The following is a 15,565-nucleotide window of genomic DNA, read 5'->3' on the forward strand; positions in this document are numbered from 1 at the left end:
CTTCAAACACTTGGCTCGCTGCGACCTCTCGTAGCGGGATGCGAATCATACAGCACTTGGAAGCGCTGTCAACCATCATCTCAACCGCTTTCGATCATTCGATCGTAGCCCTTACAGCACCTTCAGAATCGTATAACTCATTGAATTTCAAGGAGTTTGTCGTTCCGTTATCGCTGGAAGTGGGGCGCATTATAAGGGGATTCGAGAGGGCGTCAACCTTTAATTTCAAGAAAGTGAAATATAGGGGGAAAAGACCGTATCAAGGCTACCAGGTGTTCGCCACAACGCATTTGGCGCCTGTGAGACCGAGCGCCGCCCGCGCGGCGCATCGCGAGCAAGCTCGCTCCTACATTTGTTTCGGGCCAGTTATGCCTGTGGGATTCGCGCGCGCACGCCTTGGTGCCTGTCTCGATATCGCGTTGTACAAACAAGGCGGTCGCGCGCGCCCGGCACAGGACGGACTGGCCCGAAACAAATGTAGGAGCGAGCTTGCTCGCGATGCGCCGCGCGGGCGGCGCTCGATCTCACAGACTCCAGAGAAACAAAGGCAGACACCTTCCACAGGCAATGCGATCTCAAGACAGGCCCTTGGCAGCCCCACCCCACTCTCAAACCGCCCTACCCTGCTTCCTGGCAACCTTGGGAAGAGCCCGCGCAACAGCAGGTATCCGCAATACCATCAACACAGCCCCAATAAACGCATAGATCGCCCATTCCCGAAGGTCGGAACGCACGATCCAAAGGAAATGCAGCAAGCCCAACCCAAGCACCGCATACACCAACCTGTGCAGCTTCTTCCACCGCGCCCCAAGCCGCCGTTGGCTATACCGGTTCGAGGTGACCGCCAGCACCAGCAAACCCAGGAACCCCAGCGCCCCCACGATAATGTAGGGCCGCTTGCGCAGCTCCACCGCCAACTGCCCCCAATCCAGCCCAAGAATAAAGAACAGGTAACAGAGGATGTGCAGCACTATATAAGCGAACACCCACAACCCCAGCTGCCGGCGAACCACGATCCAGCCAGACCAGCCCGTCAGCTTCTGCAGTGGGGTCATGCTCAAGGTCACCAACAAGAAGGTAAGCGCCCCAAGCCCAAGGCGATCCATCATGATCTTCCCGGGATCAGGCCCCAGCAGGTTCATCGCCGCTTCATATAGCCACCACACCGGGAACAGGCAGCCTACGATGAAGATGGCCAAGCGAAACCAGGGGTAACGCATCAGTAGTTCTTCCGCAGATCGAGCCCGGTATACAGCGACGCCACTTCATCGGCATAGCCATTGAACATCTGTGTCTCCCGCACGTTGGGGCTGAACAACCCGCTGGGCAAACGACGTTCGCGCGCCTGGCTCCAGCGCGGGTGGTCGACTGTCGGGTTCACATTGGCATAGAAACCATATTCATCCGGCGCCAGCCCTTCCCAGGTAGTACCGGGCTGCTCCGCTACCAGGCTGATGCGCACAATCGACTTGATGCTCTTGAAGCCATACTTCCAAGGCACCACCAAACGCAACGGCGCACCGTTCTGGTTGGGCAGTTCCCGGCCGTACATACCCACCGCGAGAATTGCCAACGGGTGCATCGCCTCATCCAGGCGCAACCCTTCTCTATAAGGCCAGTCGATCAAGGCGAAGCCAGAACGCTGCCCAGGCATATGCTGCGGATCCTTCAGCGTTTCGAAACGCACATAACGCGCACTGGAAGTCGGCTCGACCTGCTTGAGCACCTGAGCCAAGGGGAACCCCAGCCACGGAATGACCATCGACCACGCCTCAACGCAGCGCAGCCGATAGATCCGCTCCTCAAGCTGATAGGGTTTGACGAAGTCCTCCAGTGCATAGCGTCCGGGCTTGCCCACCTCACCATCCACCACAATGGACCACGGTTCGGTCTTCAGGCTGTCGCCATTGGCCGCCGGGTCGCCCTTGTCGGGCCCGAACTCGTAGAAGTTGTTGTAGTGAGTGGCATCCTTGAACGGCGTGATCGCCTCGTCCTTCACCGTCACCGCCTGCCAGCGCGTGGCCGCGAGCTTGTCAGTGAACCAGGCCGGCGCGGCCCCAGCCTGCACATCGGCATAACGCGACATTTGCGCCGCGCCCACCCCGCCCGGCAATGCGCCTAGCGCCAAGCCAGCCAATGAGCCACCCAGCAGGGTACGACGGGAAAGGTAAATGCCTTCGGGGGTGATCTCCGACGCCTTGCACTCGGAAGACCTGGGAAGCTTGATAAGCATGAACGGCTCCATAGCACTGAGTAACGGATGTACCAGTAAGACTATGGAGCCGTGAGGTTATTCCAGCGTTAAGTGATTTTCACGCTTTGCGACGGCGCGCCTTCAGCAGGAACTGGATCGGCCCCGATGCTGCATAGGCAAGGAAGATCAACAGCAGGATACGCGGCGGGTCGCTGAACACGACGGCAAACACCAGCACCACCGCCAGGATCGCCACGAACGGCACGCGCCCCTTGAGGTCCAGCTCCTTGAAACTGTTGTACTTGATGTTGCTGACCATCAGCATGCCAGCAGCAGCCACCAGCAGCGCGACCAGGAACGACAGCTTGGAGCCCTGGATGCCGTAGTCGCTGAACGCCCATACGGTGCCTGCCACCACACCGGCGGCAGCCGGGCTGGCCAGGCCGATGAAGTAGCGCTTGTCGGCGGTACCGACCTGGGTATTGAAGCGCGCCAGGCGCAACGCGGCACCGGCCACATAGATGAAGGCAACCATCCAGCCGACCTTGCCCATGTCACCCAGCGCCCAGCCGAAGGCCAGCAAAGCCGGGGCCACGCCGAAGGCGACCATATCCGACAGCGAGTCATACTCGGCACCGAAGGCACTCTGGGTATTGGTCATGCGCGCAACGCGGCCGTCCAGGCCGTCGAGCACCATGGCCACGAAGATGGCGATAGCGGCAAAAGCGAAGTACTTGCTCGCCTCGCGCGGGTCGCCGGCACTCAGGGCGCTCTGTGCGCTCATCGAGCTGATGATGGAATAGAAACCGGCAAACAGGTTGGCGGTGGTAAACAGGTTGGGCAACAGGTAGATGCCGCGGTGGCGCACCTTGCGGCCTTCGGCGTCATGCCCTTCTTCAACGTGCTCATCGACAGGTAGCAGGCTTTCGGCGTCGGAGGGCTTGTTCGGCTCTTCGGGACGTTCGCTCATGGAGGGTACCTTGCAACAGGATGGAAAATGTTCGACACGGGCCCGCGAAACAGGTTCTGACAGCGAGCCACTGGTCTGCTTTATACCAGAAGCTGGATGCCAGAACGAAAAAACGCGGCCGAAGCCGCGTTTTTCATCTTTCGATAAGACTTAGTTCTTGGTCTTGTCGACGATTTTGTTAGCCGAGATCCACGGCATCATCGAGCGCAGCTGCTCGCCGATGATTTCGATGCCGTGAGCGGCGTTGTTGCGGCGCTTGGCGGTCATCGATGGGTAGTTGGTAGCACCTTCGGAGATGAACATCTTCGCGTACTCGCCGTCCTGGATGCGCTTCAGGGCATTGCGCATGGCCTTGCGGGATTCTTCGTTGATGACTTCCGGGCCAGTGACGTACTCACCGTATTCGGCGTTGTTGGAGATCGAGTAGTTCATGTTGGCGATGCCGCCTTCGTACATGAGGTCTACGATCAGCTTCAGCTCGTGCAGGCACTCGAAGTAGGCCATTTCCGGCGCGTAGCCAGCTTCGACCAGGGTTTCGAAACCGGCTTTGACCAGCTCGACGGTACCGCCACACAGAACAGCCTGCTCACCGAACAGGTCGGTTTCGGTTTCGTCCTTGAAGGTGGTTTCGATGATACCGGTACGACCACCACCTACGCCCGAAGCGTAGGACAGTGCGACGTTCTTGGCGTTGCCGGAAGCGTCCTGGTAGATAGCGATCAGGTCAGGGATGCCGCCGCCTTTGACGAACTCGGAGCGAACGGTGTGGCCCGGGGCTTTCGGCGCGATCATGATCACGTCGAGGTCGGCACGCGGAACAACCTGGTTGTAGTGGATCGAGAAGCCGTGAGAGAAGGCCAGGGTAGCGCCCTTCTTGATGTTCGGCTCGATTTCGTTCTTGTACAGAGCGCCCTGGAACTCGTCCGGGGTCAGGATCATGACCAGGTCAGCCGCAGCGACAGCGGTAGCAACGTCGGCAACTTTCAGGCCGTGGGCTTCAGCCTTGGCAACGGTAGCCGAACCTTTACGCAGACCGACGGTAACGTCTACACCGGAGTCTTTCAGGTTGCACGCCTGAGCGTGGCCCTGGGAGCCGTAACCGATGATGGCGACTTTCTTACCCTGGATGATGGAAAGGTCGCAGTCTTTATCGTAGAAAACTTTCATGAAAATACCCCTGGTTATATCTCGGCCCCTGCGGAGCCATCGCTAATTTTTTGGATTTAGATGCTGAGCACTTTGTCGCCACGGGCAATGCCGGTAACGCCGCTGCGCACGGTTTCCAGAATCGATGCAGTGCCGATCGCCTGGATGAAGCTGTCCAGTTTGTCGCTGGTACCGCTCAGCTGCACGGTGTACACGCTGGCGGTCACGTCGACGATCTGGCCACGGAAGATATCCGTGGTGCGCTTGATCTCGGCACGCTGGGCACCGGTGGCCTTGACCTTGACCAACATCAGTTCACGCTCGATGTGAGCGCTTTCCGACAGGTCGACAAGCTTGACCACTTCGACCAGCTTGTTCAGGTTCTTGGTGATCTGTTCGATCACTTCGTCATGGCCAACGGTGGTCAGCGTCAGACGCGACAGGGTCGGGTCTTCGGTTGGCGCTACAGTCAGGCTTTCAATGTTGTAGTTGCGCTGGGAGAACAGGCCGACCACGCGGGACAACGCACCTGGTTCGTTTTCCAGCAGCAGGGAAATGATGTGCCGCATATCAGGTACGCTCCGTCTTGCTCAGCCACATGTCACGCATCGAGCCATCCTTGATCTGCATCGGATAGACGTGCTCACTGCGGTCAACCGCGATGTCGATGAACACCAGACGGTCCTTCATCGCAAACGCTTCTTCCAGCTTCGGCTTGAGGTCCTTCAGGCTGGTGATGCGGATACCCACATGGCCATAGGCCTCGGCCAGCTTGATGAAGTCAGGCAGCGACTCGACGTACGAGTGCGAGTGACGACCGTTGTAGGCCATGTCCTGCCACTGGCGGACCATGCCCAACACACCGTTGTTCAGGTTGACGATCTTCACCGGCAGGCCGTATTGCATGCAGGTGGACAGCTCCTGGATGTTCATCTGGATGCTGCCTTCGCCGGTCACACAGGCCACGTCCTGATCCGGGAAGTTGAGTTTGATGCCCATCGCCGCCGGGAAGCCGAAGCCCATGGTGCCCAGGCCACCGGAGTTGATCCAGCGGTTTGGCTTGTTGAAGCGGTAGTACTGCGCGGCAAACATCTGGTGCTGGCCCACGTCGGAAGTGACGAAGGCATCGCCATTGGTCACTTCGCACAGTGTCTCGATGACTTTTTGCGGTTTGATGACGTTGCCATCGCCCTTGTCGTAAGGGAACAACTCGCCATTGCCACGCCATTCGTCAATCTGCTTCCACCAGGCATCCAGCGAAGCTTTGTCAGGCTGCTCGCCGATTTCCTTGAGGATGCCGAGCATTTCGCTGAGCACGCTGTCGACCGGGCCGACGATTGGCACGTCGGCCTTGATCATCTTCGAGATCGACGCCGGGTCGATGTCGATGTGAATGATCTTGGCGTTCGGGCAGAACTTGGCCGGGCCGTTTACAACGCGGTCGTCGAAACGCGCACCGACGGCAAAGATGACATCGGCATGATGCATGGCCATGTTGGCGGTGTAGCTGCCATGCATGCCGAGCATGCCGAGGAACTGGCGGTCGGTACCCGGGAAGCCACCCAACCCCATCAGGGTATTGGTGACCGGCAGGTTCAGCGACTTGGCGATTTCAGTCAGGGCTTCGGAGCCACCGCCGAGGATCACACCGCCACCGGAGTAGACGACCGGGCGCTTGGCCGCCAGAAGCATCTCGGCAGCCTTGCGGATCTGGCCGGAGTGACCGCGGACCGCCGGGCTGTAGGAGCGCAGCTTGACCTTTTTCGGGTAGACGTATTCGAACTTCTCAGCCGGGTTGGTCATATCTTTTGGAATGTCGACCACGACTGGACCTGGACGACCGGATTGCGCCAGGTAGAAAGCTTTTTTCAGAACTTCAGGGATCTCGGTCGGATTCTTGATCATGAAGCTGTGCTTCACGATCGGCCGCGAGATACCGATCATGTCGGTTTCCTGGAAGGCATCGGTGCCCACCATGGTGCTAGGCACCTGGCCGGACAGGATGACCATCGGAATCGAGTCCATGTAGGCGGTGGCAATGCCGGTAATGGCATTGGTCGCGCCAGGACCGGAGGTTACCAGCACCACACCGGCCTTGCCGGTGGCGCGAGCGTAGCCGTCCGCCATATGGGTGGCCGCCTGCTCGTGACGAACCAGGATGTGTTCCACTTCCGGTTCTTTGAACAGTGCGTCGTAAACATGCAGGAGAGCACCACCAGGGTACCCGTAGATGTGCTTAACGCCTTCGTCACGCAAGAAGCGGACGACCATCTCAGCGCCAGATAAAAGCTCCACGTTGTTCACCTCTAAAACGCCAGAATACCGCCCTCACTGGACGGGTCTTAATAGGTTTACTGCCAAGCAGAGCATGAGCGAACGTCAGCACTGACTGAGCAAGTATTGGGAGATCCCCAGAGTGTTGCGGGGGTTTCCCACCCAGCGCGAGGTAACGCGTTGCGGGGTGTAACAGGTCGGCGCGGGTGTGCACCTCATGATCTGCTTAGCGGGTCTGCTTCTGGCAGTCCCTCTACAGCGGAAGTTGGATTCTTGTGATTCGGCGCCAACAAGTCAAGAAAAATTATTGCCAATTTTTCCTCAAGATGAATTCCTGCCACCACTAAAAATCGCTTCAGCAGCAGAATTAAGAAGATTTCCAAAAAAAAGGGCCACAATCTGCGGCCCTTGACGGAAAAACTGAAGAAATCAGGCGGAAGGAGCGATCAATTGATCAAAAGCTGCCAACAGGCGGCGTAGCTCACGACTTTGCTCCGGCCGGTCGGTAAACACGGTTTCGGCCATGACAAGGATGCTCGATGCATTGGGCAGCGGGTGCCCCAGCTCGATGATGATCTTCATGCGGGGCAGGAAGATCCATTGCAGCCACTGCTCAAAACTGAGGGTATCCACGGCGAACGGCACCGTACTGGCCAGTGCCTCGTCGCTTGGCGGCTCGTCATCCCACCAACCTTGCACCTGCAGCTCGCGCTCGATCAAGAGCAGGTGGTCGGCAATATCCAGCACGCGTTGCTCGATCATCACGAATTGACCCGCGCCTTTTGCCGGGCCAGCGCAGCCCCAGCGCTGTCACCCTGCTTTTCACGGGCCTGGGCGATCGTGTTCCAAAGCTCTGCCTGCAGGCTTGGGCGGCCGTTGGCGTAAGTCAGGGCGCGGCGCGCCAACTGCTCGGCCTGCGCTGCATCACCTTGCGAAAGGCGCACCTGGGCCAGGCGATACAGCACCTGCGGCTCACGCGGAGCAATGCGCTGGGCACGTTCAAGGCTCGAAGCGGCACCGTTGAAGTCGCCGCTGCCCTGCTGCGTCTGCGCGGTGGTCAACAGTGCCAGCACAGGACCGTCCAGCTGCTCGTCGGCCGACAGGCCACCGGCGGCGGCGCTGCGCGGAATACCGGTTGGCGCACTGGCGCTTTGCGGGGTGCTGTTCATCGCAGCGATGTCGAATGGTTCGTCGGCAATCGGGTTGGGATTGGTGGTCATCGGCGCCGAACTGACAGGCCCTGTACTGATCGGCCCTGGCGTGATCGGCGAGGTACTGATCGGCGCGGCGCCATTGGACGCCGGGAACGTCTGGATGCCCGAAGCGCCTGCGCCCTGCGGGATCATCACGGTGACACCGGAATCCTCCGGCAGCGTCTGCGCCTGAGCGGTGCCGGCGTTATAGCCACCCGCCGAGCGGTTGGCCGTCACGCGTTCGCTGTTGGACACGCGGGTGCTCGAATCGACTACCGGAATATTGCCACGCGGGACGCTGGAGCACCCCTGGAGCACAGCCAACGCCGTCACGGCAGGAAACAGCCACTTGTTCACATCACACCTCATCAATGCAGCCTGTGCTTAATTCATCCAGCCCTTGACCCAGTCCATTACCGATTCGACTGGGTCCTGCTCGCCGCCACAGGTTGCGCCGGCCGGCGGCTCACTCCCGCGAATATACGGCATCTGCACCGCTCCCGGACAGCTGGCATCAGACCCATGGCCTGTGTAAGGGTCGATCCAGGCCTGCACCACGTTATCCGGTTGCGCCATATCCAGCGGCAGCGGGTCGGCTTTCTTCATGAAGCTGGTCCACACCTGCAAGGCGCCGGTGGCGCCGGTAAACGGTGTCTTGCCGTTATCGTCACGCCCCATCCACACCACGGCCAGCAGATCCTGACTGAAGCCGGAGAACCAGCTGTCACGCGAGTCGTTACTGGTACCGGTCTTGCCCGCCAGGGTCAGCGAGCGTGGCAAGGTGTTGTACACCGAGCGCCCTGTACCTTCGCGCATTACGCGTTGCATGGCGTTCTGCACCAGGTAAATGGCACCTGGGTCGAAGGTTTGCTGGATCTGGAACGGGTAGCGCTTGAGCGGCTCGCCCTCGGCGGTGAGCACGCTGCGGATGCCGCGCATCGGCGTGTTGAAGCCGCCGTTGGCGATGGTCTGATACATGGTTGCCACCTGCATCGGCGACATGCCACCTGCCCCCAGCAACATGGCCGGGAACGCAGGCCAGTCGACATTCACGCCCAAGCGACCAATGGTCTTGATCACATTCGGCACACCCACTTCCAGGCCGAGCTTGGCGGTCGACAGGTTGTAGGAGTTGGCCAGCCCCTGGTACAGGTAGATCGTGCCATGCGGGCGGCGGTCATAGTTTTGCGGGCGCCAGACCTGGCCGTCAGCGCCCTTGACCGAAAATGGCTCGTCCTGCACCCAACTGGTCAGGGTGTACTTGCTCGGCTGCTCCAGCGCAGTAAGGTATACCGACGGCTTGACCAACGAGCCGATCGGCCGCACAGCATCGATGGCTCGGTTGAAGCCGGCGAAGCCTGCCTGGCGGCTACCGATCAGCGCCTGTACTTCACCGGTCTCAGGGTTGGTCACGACCATCGCCGCTTCCACATCGTCTGCCCCCTTGCGGCCCGCCAGGCGCTTGAAGGTCTCGCTCATCGAGGTTTCGGCCTTCATCTGCAGGATAGGGTCGAAGCTGGTAAAGATGCGCAGGCCTTCTTCGGTCAAGTCCTCGTCGCGGTAATCCTGGCGCAACTGTCGCTTGACCAGGTCGAGGAAGGCCGGGAACGAGCTGTCGGCCAGGCTGCCACGCTTGGTCACGCCCAGCGGCATTTTCTTCGCCGCATCGACTTCTGCCTGGCTGGCCACGCCCTGTTCGGCCACCAGGTCGAGCACCAGGTTGCGGCGAGCCAGGGCCCGCTCGGGATGACGCCGCGGGTTGTAGTAGGACGGGCCTTTGACCATACCCACCAGCAGGGCAATCTGATGCAGTTTCAGCTCGGACAGCGGCTGGCTGAAGAAGAACTGGCTAGCCAGACCAAAGCCGTGCACCGCGCGCTGACCGTCCTGGCCGACGAACACCTCGTTGAGGTAGGCCTCAAGGATTTCGCGTTTGTCGTAGTGCAGTTCGAGCAGGACCGCCATCATCGCCTCGGTCAGCTTGCGGCTGAGGCTGCGCTCGCTGCTGAGGTAGAAGTTCTTCACCAACTGCTGGGTCAGGGTACTGCCACCCTGGCGCATCGAGCCGGACGACGTGTTGACCCACATGGCCCGGACGATGGACTTTGGCGACACGCCGAAGTGGCTGTAGAACTCGCGGTCCTCCGTTGCCACCAGGGTTTCGAGCAGATATTTGGGTACCTGATCGATCTTGATCAGGATGCGGTCTTCGAGATTTTTCGGATAGATGCCGCCGATCATCAGCGGCTCCAGCCGCACCACGTCAAGCGCCTTGCCGTTGGCACCGGAAAGGCCCGCAACGTAATCGCCAGAGAAGCGCACGCGGACGAACTGCGCCGGTTCCATGCCCTCGTAGAACTGGAAGCCACGGGTATTGAGGTCGACGGTATTGCCGTTGACGGACGCAGCGCCCGGGCCGTTGGCCGCGCTTTCGCGACGGTAGCCGAGCGCATCGAGCTCGGTGAGGAAGTCGTTCTTGCTCAACTTCTGGCCGGTGAACAGCTCCAGCGGTCGGGCATACACCTTGGCCGGGATGGTCCAGCGCTTGCCGGAGAACTTTTCCTGGACGACGGCATCGAGGTAAACCGCGAAGCCGGCGACGATCACCAGGCCAACCAGGCTGAGCTTCAAAGCCCAGCCCAGCCAGGCGCGGGAGCGGCCGGTCGGGCGTTTCTGAGGGGTGCGGGGATTTCGGGTTCGGGTCATGGCGGCGGATTATACGCACTTTATAAAGGCTGGGCAGACGGCCCGGCGGTAGGCAGGGACGGCACCATTGACCATAATGGCGCATTCGAATTCCCTTGCCCCGGAAGGATTTGCCGTGAGCCAAGCTCTTATTACTGCGTTGCAGAACCCTGCCCTGTACCCTCACCCCGTGGAGGGGTTTCAGCTCATCGAGACGCATATCTCCTGGGTCCTGCTCACTGGCGAATACGCCTACAAGATCAAGAAACCGATGAATTTCGGCTTCCTGGACTTCACCGGACTGGACCAGCGCCAGCATTTCTGTAACGAAGAATTGCGCCTGAACCAACGCCTGACCGAAGGCCTGTACCTGGAAGTGTTGCCGATCACCGGTAGCGTCGACGCACCGCAGATCGGTGGCGAAGGTGAAGCCATCGAGTATGTGCTGAAGATGCGCCAGTTCCCCCAGGGCCAGATGCTCAACACCCTGCAAGCCAATGGCGAACTGAACGCCACGCACATCGACCAGATGGCCCGACAGATTGCCGATTTTCACCTTCAGGCTCCGCGTGTGCCGATGGAGCACCCGCTGGGCACGCCAGACAGCGTGATGGCCCCGGTGGAGCAGAACTTCGAGCAGATTCGCCCATTCCTCAGCGACAAAGCCGATCTGCAGCAACTTGACGCCCTGCAGGCCTGGGCCCGCAGCAGCTTTGAGCGCCTGCAAGGGCTGCTGGAAAAGCGCAAGGCCAATGGCTTCATCCGTGAGTGCCACGGTGACATTCACCTGGGCAATGCCACCTTGATCGATGGCAGGGTAGTGATTTTCGATTGCATCGAATTCAACGAGCCTTTCCGACTGACTGACGTCTACGCCGACACCGCCTTCCTGGCCATGGACCTGGAAGACCGCGGCCTGAAGTGCCTGGCCCGGCGATTCATCAGCCAGTACCTGGAACTGACAGGGGACTACGAAGGCCTGGAACTGCTCAACTTCTACAAAGCCTACCGCGCGCTGGTGCGGGCCAAGGTCGCACTGTTCAGCATGCCGGCCGACGCTAATGGCGTGCAGCGTGCCACCACCCTGCGCACCTACCGCAACTACGCCAACCTGGCCGAAAGCTACAGCGCCATCCCCTCGCGCCTGCTGGCCATCACCCATGGTGTTTCGGCGGTGGGCAAAAGTCACGTGGCCATGCGCCTGGTCGAGGCCTTGGGTGCAGTGCGCGTGCGTTCGGACGTAGAGCGCAAGCGCCTGTTCGGCGAACAACAGCAGGCCGACGCCGGCCAGCTGAGTACGGGCATATACGACCAGGACGCCAGCGCAGCCACCTATCAGCGCCTGCACGAGGTGGCAGCGACCGTGCTGCGCGCCGGCTTCCCGGTGGTGCTGGACGCCACCTACCTCAAGCGTGAGCAGCGTCAGGCTGCGGCAGACGTTGCCAGCCAGACCGGCGTGCCGTTCCTCATCCTCGACTGCCACGCGCCAGAGGCGGTCATCGCCAGTTGGCTGGAGCAGCGCCAGGCAGAAAACAGCGACCCGTCGGATGCCACGCTGGAGGTGATCAAGGCCCAGCAGGCCAGCCGTGAGGCGCTGGATGCGCAGGAGCTGGTGCACAGCACCCGCGTCGATACCCAGGCTGCCGGCAGCATGGATCAGGTGATCGAGCAGATTCGCCAGCGGTTGCCTGGCCTGTAAGTTCGTCATCTTTCTGTGCCTGCCCGCGAAGGGGCAGGCACAGGCCGCTCATCACCCGATGGCAAAAAGCCGCATATTTCCCAACGCCCGCTACACTCCTCTCAGACCTGCTCGCGATTTATCCCCCATTCCCGTTCAGCCATCGCAAGGAGGCTCGATGAACGATGAATTGCAGCACCTGAAGAACCTTGGCAAGACGTCTGCGCAGTGGCTGCATGCAGCCGGCATCCACAGTGCATCGGATTTGCGCCGCCTGGGCGCGGTGGGTGCGTACCAGGCCGTGAAGACACGAGGGTTCCGTGCATCGAAGGTGCTGTTGTATGCCATTGAAGGCGCCCTGCTGGACATGCACTGGAACGATTTGCCGCTCGAACGCAAGGAAGCACTCAATCAACAATTGGACGCGAAAAACCCTACGCAAAAAAAACCAAATAATCGGGATAAAGGGATTGACGTCTAAATGAGAATTGTTATGATTATCACAACTGGTCGCGAGACTGGTTGGATAAGCTAAGAGCCCCTGGTTCGGACTCTCAGATTATCTCCTCATCAGGCTAATCACGGTTATTGACCCGGCAATTTGCCGGGTCTTTTTTTTGCCTGTGCTTTTTCAGGATCAACGCCGCAGCTGCGCACAATAATCCTGCTCCGGCATCGCCGCCGTGTACCACACATAATCAGCCTCGCCAGGCTCGACTCGCTCGCCCACCTCAGCCAGCAGCAAAACCTTGCTCTCCCCCGACACCCCCAGGTCAGCCAGATGCAAGGGTATGCCCAGGTCCTTGCGCACATGGTAAGCCCCGGCAAACAGCAGCGCCGGCTGCGGTGCCGCCTGCAAGCGCTCGGCCATGCGCCGGTCGCGCTGCTGCTGAACGGCCAGCATCGCCGGTAACTGGTTTTCCGGCAGCATCCCGCAATGCCCGGCGCGCACCTGTTCCAGCAAGGCAGCCTTTACCGCGGGTGCATTGGACTTTTCGCCCGGCACCGGCGCCGGCTGTCGATAGGCCTGACGCATCTCGGCGGGCGAAAGGTTGGCGGCCAGCAACGTCACCCGATGCTGCAAGGCTTCGGTGACAATCGGCCCGTACAACTGCCAATCCCAGCCCTCCTGCCAGGCCAGTGCCTTGGGCAAGTCTTCCGGCAAAGGCTGCCCCACCAGCTTGTCCACCCGCGATTGCTGGCTGGGCTGCAGCATCTCCAGCAACAGGCTGCCCTGAGTGCGCTGGCCTTGAAGAGCGCGCAGCAGCCACAGTTGCAGCGCGTGATGGTCAGGGTTGTCATGCTTCTCGCCGACAAGCACTCGGGGTGCATCAGCCAGGCGCTGCACCAGCGTTTCAGGGCTTATGACCTGCTCATTGGACAGGTCGACAATCGTTCCCAGCTCGGCATGCGTGCGACCTTCACTGCTCTGCCAGGCGGGTAACGGCGGCAGGCTGGCCTGACAGCCGCCTATCGCCAGTACCAGGCACAGCGAGAAACCGGACAGCAGCGGGTGTCGCATCGGCAGTTACTCCATGTCATCCACACTTTAAATGGCCTGCACCGGGGGCGGGCCGGTCGCAAGACAAGGTCGCTTCCACAAAGGCCGTGCACGGTTCGAGAATCAACGGGTGATGATCAGCGGATGCCCACGCTCGGGGTGCGCCTGCACCAGTACGTCGATACCGTACACCGCCTTCAGGGCCGCTGGGGTCAGTGCCGCTTCGGGCGTGGCAAACGCGTGGCAGCGCCCCTGTTCCAGCAACAGGATACGGTCACAGTAACGCGCCGCCAGGTTCAGGTCATGCAGGATCACCAACACTGCAGCACCGCAGTCGGCGAAACGGCGTACGGCTTCCAGGGTGGTGTGCTGATGCAGCGGGTCGAGCATCGAGGTCGGTTCGTCGAGCAGCAACGTGCTGCCCTCCTCGCCCGGCCATAGCTGCGCCAGCACGCGGGCCAGGTGCACCCGTTGCCGCTCGCCACCGGAAAGCGCCAGGTAACTGCGCGCCACCAGGTGCCAGGCATCTGCCGCCCGCAACGCCGCTTCGACAATTTCCGCATCGCGCCGCTGACCGGTGCCATGAGGCATGCGCCCCATGCCCACCACTTCCTCCACCCGAAACGAGAAACCCAAACTGGACACCTGTGGCAACACTGCCAGGCGCCTTGCCCGTTCCTGCCCGGCCCAATCGGCCAGGGGGCGGCCCTGCAGCGTTACCCGCCCGCGGTCGGGCGCCAGTTCACCGCACAGCACACTCAGCAGGCTGCTCTTGCCGGCACCGTTTGGGCCAAGCACACCCACGACCTGCCCCGGAGGCAACTGCAGGTGAATGTCGTGCAGCACCTCATTGCTGGCCCTGCACAGATACAGGCCCTCGACTTGCAACATCAGCCGCGCCCTCGCATCAGCAGGAACAGGAAGAACGGCGCACCGATGAAGGCCGTGACGATACCAATCGGCAGCTCGGCAGGCGCCAGCAGCAGCCGCGCCGCCAGGTCGGCGAACAACATCAGCACACCGCCGGCCAGCAGCGAGGCTGGCAGCACCACACGGTGATCGGGCCCGGCCAGCAGGCGAACCAGGTGCGGCACTACCAGGCCAATGAAGCCGATCAACCCGGCTGCGGCCACTGCCGCCCCCACCCCCAGCGCCGTGCAGAACACCAATTCACGCTTGAGCCGCTCCACGTCAACGCCCAGGTGGCGCGCCTCCGACTCCCCCAGCAACAGGGCATTCAGTGCCTTGGCCCGGCGCGGCAACCACACCGCTACCCCTGTCGCCACCAGCAACAATGGCCACAGCCGCTCATAGCTGGCGCCATTGAGGCTGCCAAGGTTCCAGAACGTCAGCGTGCGCAAGGTGGCATCATCGGCCAGGTAAGAGAACAGCCCCACGGCCGCGCCACCTAGCGCGGTCATGGCCACGCCAGCCAATAGCATCGTGGCGACGTTGGTCTGGCCATCGCGGCGCCCCAGGCGGTAGACCAGCGCAGTTACCCCAAGCCCGCCGACAAACGCGCAGAACGACAGCAGATAAGGCGCGAAAGCATCCGGCATGCCGCCAAACCAGGCGCCGCCGACAATGGCAACCGCTGCCCCCACTGCGGCGCCGGCGGCAACCCCTACCAGCCCGGGGTCGGCCAGCGGGTTGCGGAACAGCCCCTGCATGGCCACCCCGGACAGCGCCAGCACCGCGCCCACCGCCAACCCCAACAGGGTGCGCGGCAGGCGGATCTGACCAAGGATCATCTCGGCCTGCTGCAGGCCATCTTCGGAAACGGGCAGCCCCAACAGGCGCAGGCCAGCGCGCAGCGTATCGAACATCGGCAGGCTGACTGGCCCCAGCGCCAGTGACAGCCAGATTGCCAACAGGCACAGCAGGCTCAGGCTAATGAACAACGTACGTGACTGGACCCGTTGTT

14 protein-coding genes are annotated in these 15,565 nt (G+C 61.1%); 2 read left to right on the forward strand and 12 right to left on the reverse strand.

All coding sequences use genetic code 11. The features are described from left to right. Positions 1-608: 608 nt before the first annotated feature. From msrQ to mrcB, 9 genes are all read right to left on the reverse strand, one after another. Entirely contained in the window at positions 609-1,220 is a 612-nt protein-coding gene (gene msrQ / locus ACF8FB_RS10730; RefSeq protein WP_020192767.1) for a protein-methionine-sulfoxide reductase heme-binding subunit MsrQ, read from the reverse strand. Continuing rightward, complete coding sequence (msrP, locus tag ACF8FB_RS10735; RefSeq protein WP_003250049.1) at positions 1,220-2,233, reverse strand: protein-methionine-sulfoxide reductase catalytic subunit MsrP; 1,014 nt, start codon at positions 2,231-2,233, stop codon at positions 1,220-1,222. Before msrP ends, msrQ begins: the two co-directional genes overlap by 1 nt. 79 nt (positions 2,234-2,312) lie before the next feature. Then, positions 2,313-3,164, reverse strand: coding sequence for a CDP-diacylglycerol--serine O-phosphatidyltransferase (gene pssA / locus ACF8FB_RS10740; RefSeq protein WP_003250045.1), 852 nt, complete (start codon positions 3,162-3,164; stop codon positions 2,313-2,315). Positions 3,165-3,314: 150 nt separating this feature from the next. Further along, positions 3,315-4,331, reverse strand: a complete 1,017-nt coding sequence (gene ilvC / locus ACF8FB_RS10745) for a ketol-acid reductoisomerase (RefSeq protein ID WP_003250043.1) — start codon at positions 4,329-4,331, stop codon at positions 3,315-3,317. A 56-nt stretch (positions 4,332-4,387) separates the two neighbouring features. Continuing rightward, a complete protein-coding gene (gene ilvN / locus ACF8FB_RS10750; RefSeq protein ID WP_003250040.1) occupies positions 4,388-4,879 on the reverse strand; it encodes an acetolactate synthase small subunit in 492 nt (163 codons plus the stop codon). A gap of 1 nt (position 4,880) precedes the next feature. Continuing rightward, the gene (locus ACF8FB_RS10755) at positions 4,881-6,605 is read right to left on the reverse strand and encodes an acetolactate synthase 3 large subunit (protein ID WP_392511324.1); all 1,725 of its coding nucleotides are present in this window, start codon (positions 6,603-6,605) and stop codon (positions 4,881-4,883) included. A gap of 408 nt (positions 6,606-7,013) precedes the next feature. Next, on the reverse strand, positions 7,014-7,346 hold the full coding sequence (locus ACF8FB_RS10760) for a YqcC family protein (RefSeq protein WP_003250034.1): 333 nt from the start codon (positions 7,344-7,346) through the stop codon (positions 7,014-7,016). Beyond that, entirely contained in the window at positions 7,346-8,146 is an 801-nt protein-coding gene (locus tag ACF8FB_RS10765) for a M48 family metallopeptidase (RefSeq protein ID WP_010955334.1), read from the reverse strand. Before ACF8FB_RS10765 ends, ACF8FB_RS10760 begins: the two co-directional genes overlap by 1 nt. Positions 8,147-8,161: 15 nt before the next feature. Continuing rightward, positions 8,162-10,483, reverse strand: coding sequence for a penicillin-binding protein 1B (gene mrcB / locus ACF8FB_RS10770; protein WP_392511325.1), 2,322 nt, complete (start codon positions 10,481-10,483; stop codon positions 8,162-8,164). A gap of 115 nt (positions 10,484-10,598) precedes the next feature. Between mrcB and ACF8FB_RS10775 the strand changes: the two genes are divergently transcribed. Beyond that, positions 10,599-12,161, forward strand: a complete 1,563-nt coding sequence (locus tag ACF8FB_RS10775; protein ID WP_392511326.1) for an AAA family ATPase — start codon at positions 10,599-10,601, stop codon at positions 12,159-12,161. Between the two features lie 157 nt (positions 12,162-12,318). Further along, a complete protein-coding gene (locus tag ACF8FB_RS10780) occupies positions 12,319-12,621 on the forward strand; it encodes a TfoX/Sxy family protein (protein WP_392511327.1) in 303 nt (100 codons plus the stop codon). A 156-nt stretch (positions 12,622-12,777) separates the two neighbouring features. Here the strand turns inward: ACF8FB_RS10780 and ACF8FB_RS10785 are convergent, their stop codons facing one another. The 3 genes from ACF8FB_RS10785 to ACF8FB_RS10795 form a co-directional block, all read right to left on the reverse strand. After that, positions 12,778-13,662, reverse strand: coding sequence for a ChaN family lipoprotein (locus ACF8FB_RS10785; protein WP_392510314.1), 885 nt, complete (start codon positions 13,660-13,662; stop codon positions 12,778-12,780). A 102-nt stretch (positions 13,663-13,764) separates the two neighbouring features. After that, a complete protein-coding gene (locus ACF8FB_RS10790; RefSeq protein WP_392511328.1) occupies positions 13,765-14,532 on the reverse strand; it encodes a heme ABC transporter ATP-binding protein in 768 nt (255 codons plus the stop codon). Next, complete coding sequence (locus ACF8FB_RS10795) at positions 14,532-15,515, reverse strand: iron ABC transporter permease (RefSeq protein WP_162490572.1); 984 nt, start codon at positions 15,513-15,515, stop codon at positions 14,532-14,534. The genes ACF8FB_RS10790 and ACF8FB_RS10795 overlap by 1 nt, the downstream gene beginning before the upstream one ends. Positions 15,516-15,565 lie beyond the last annotated feature (50 nt).

The sequence above is a fragment of the Pseudomonas sp. yb_2 genome (assembly GCF_043103905.1).
Lineage (GTDB): Bacteria > Pseudomonadota > Gammaproteobacteria > Pseudomonadales > Pseudomonadaceae > Aquipseudomonas > Aquipseudomonas alloputida.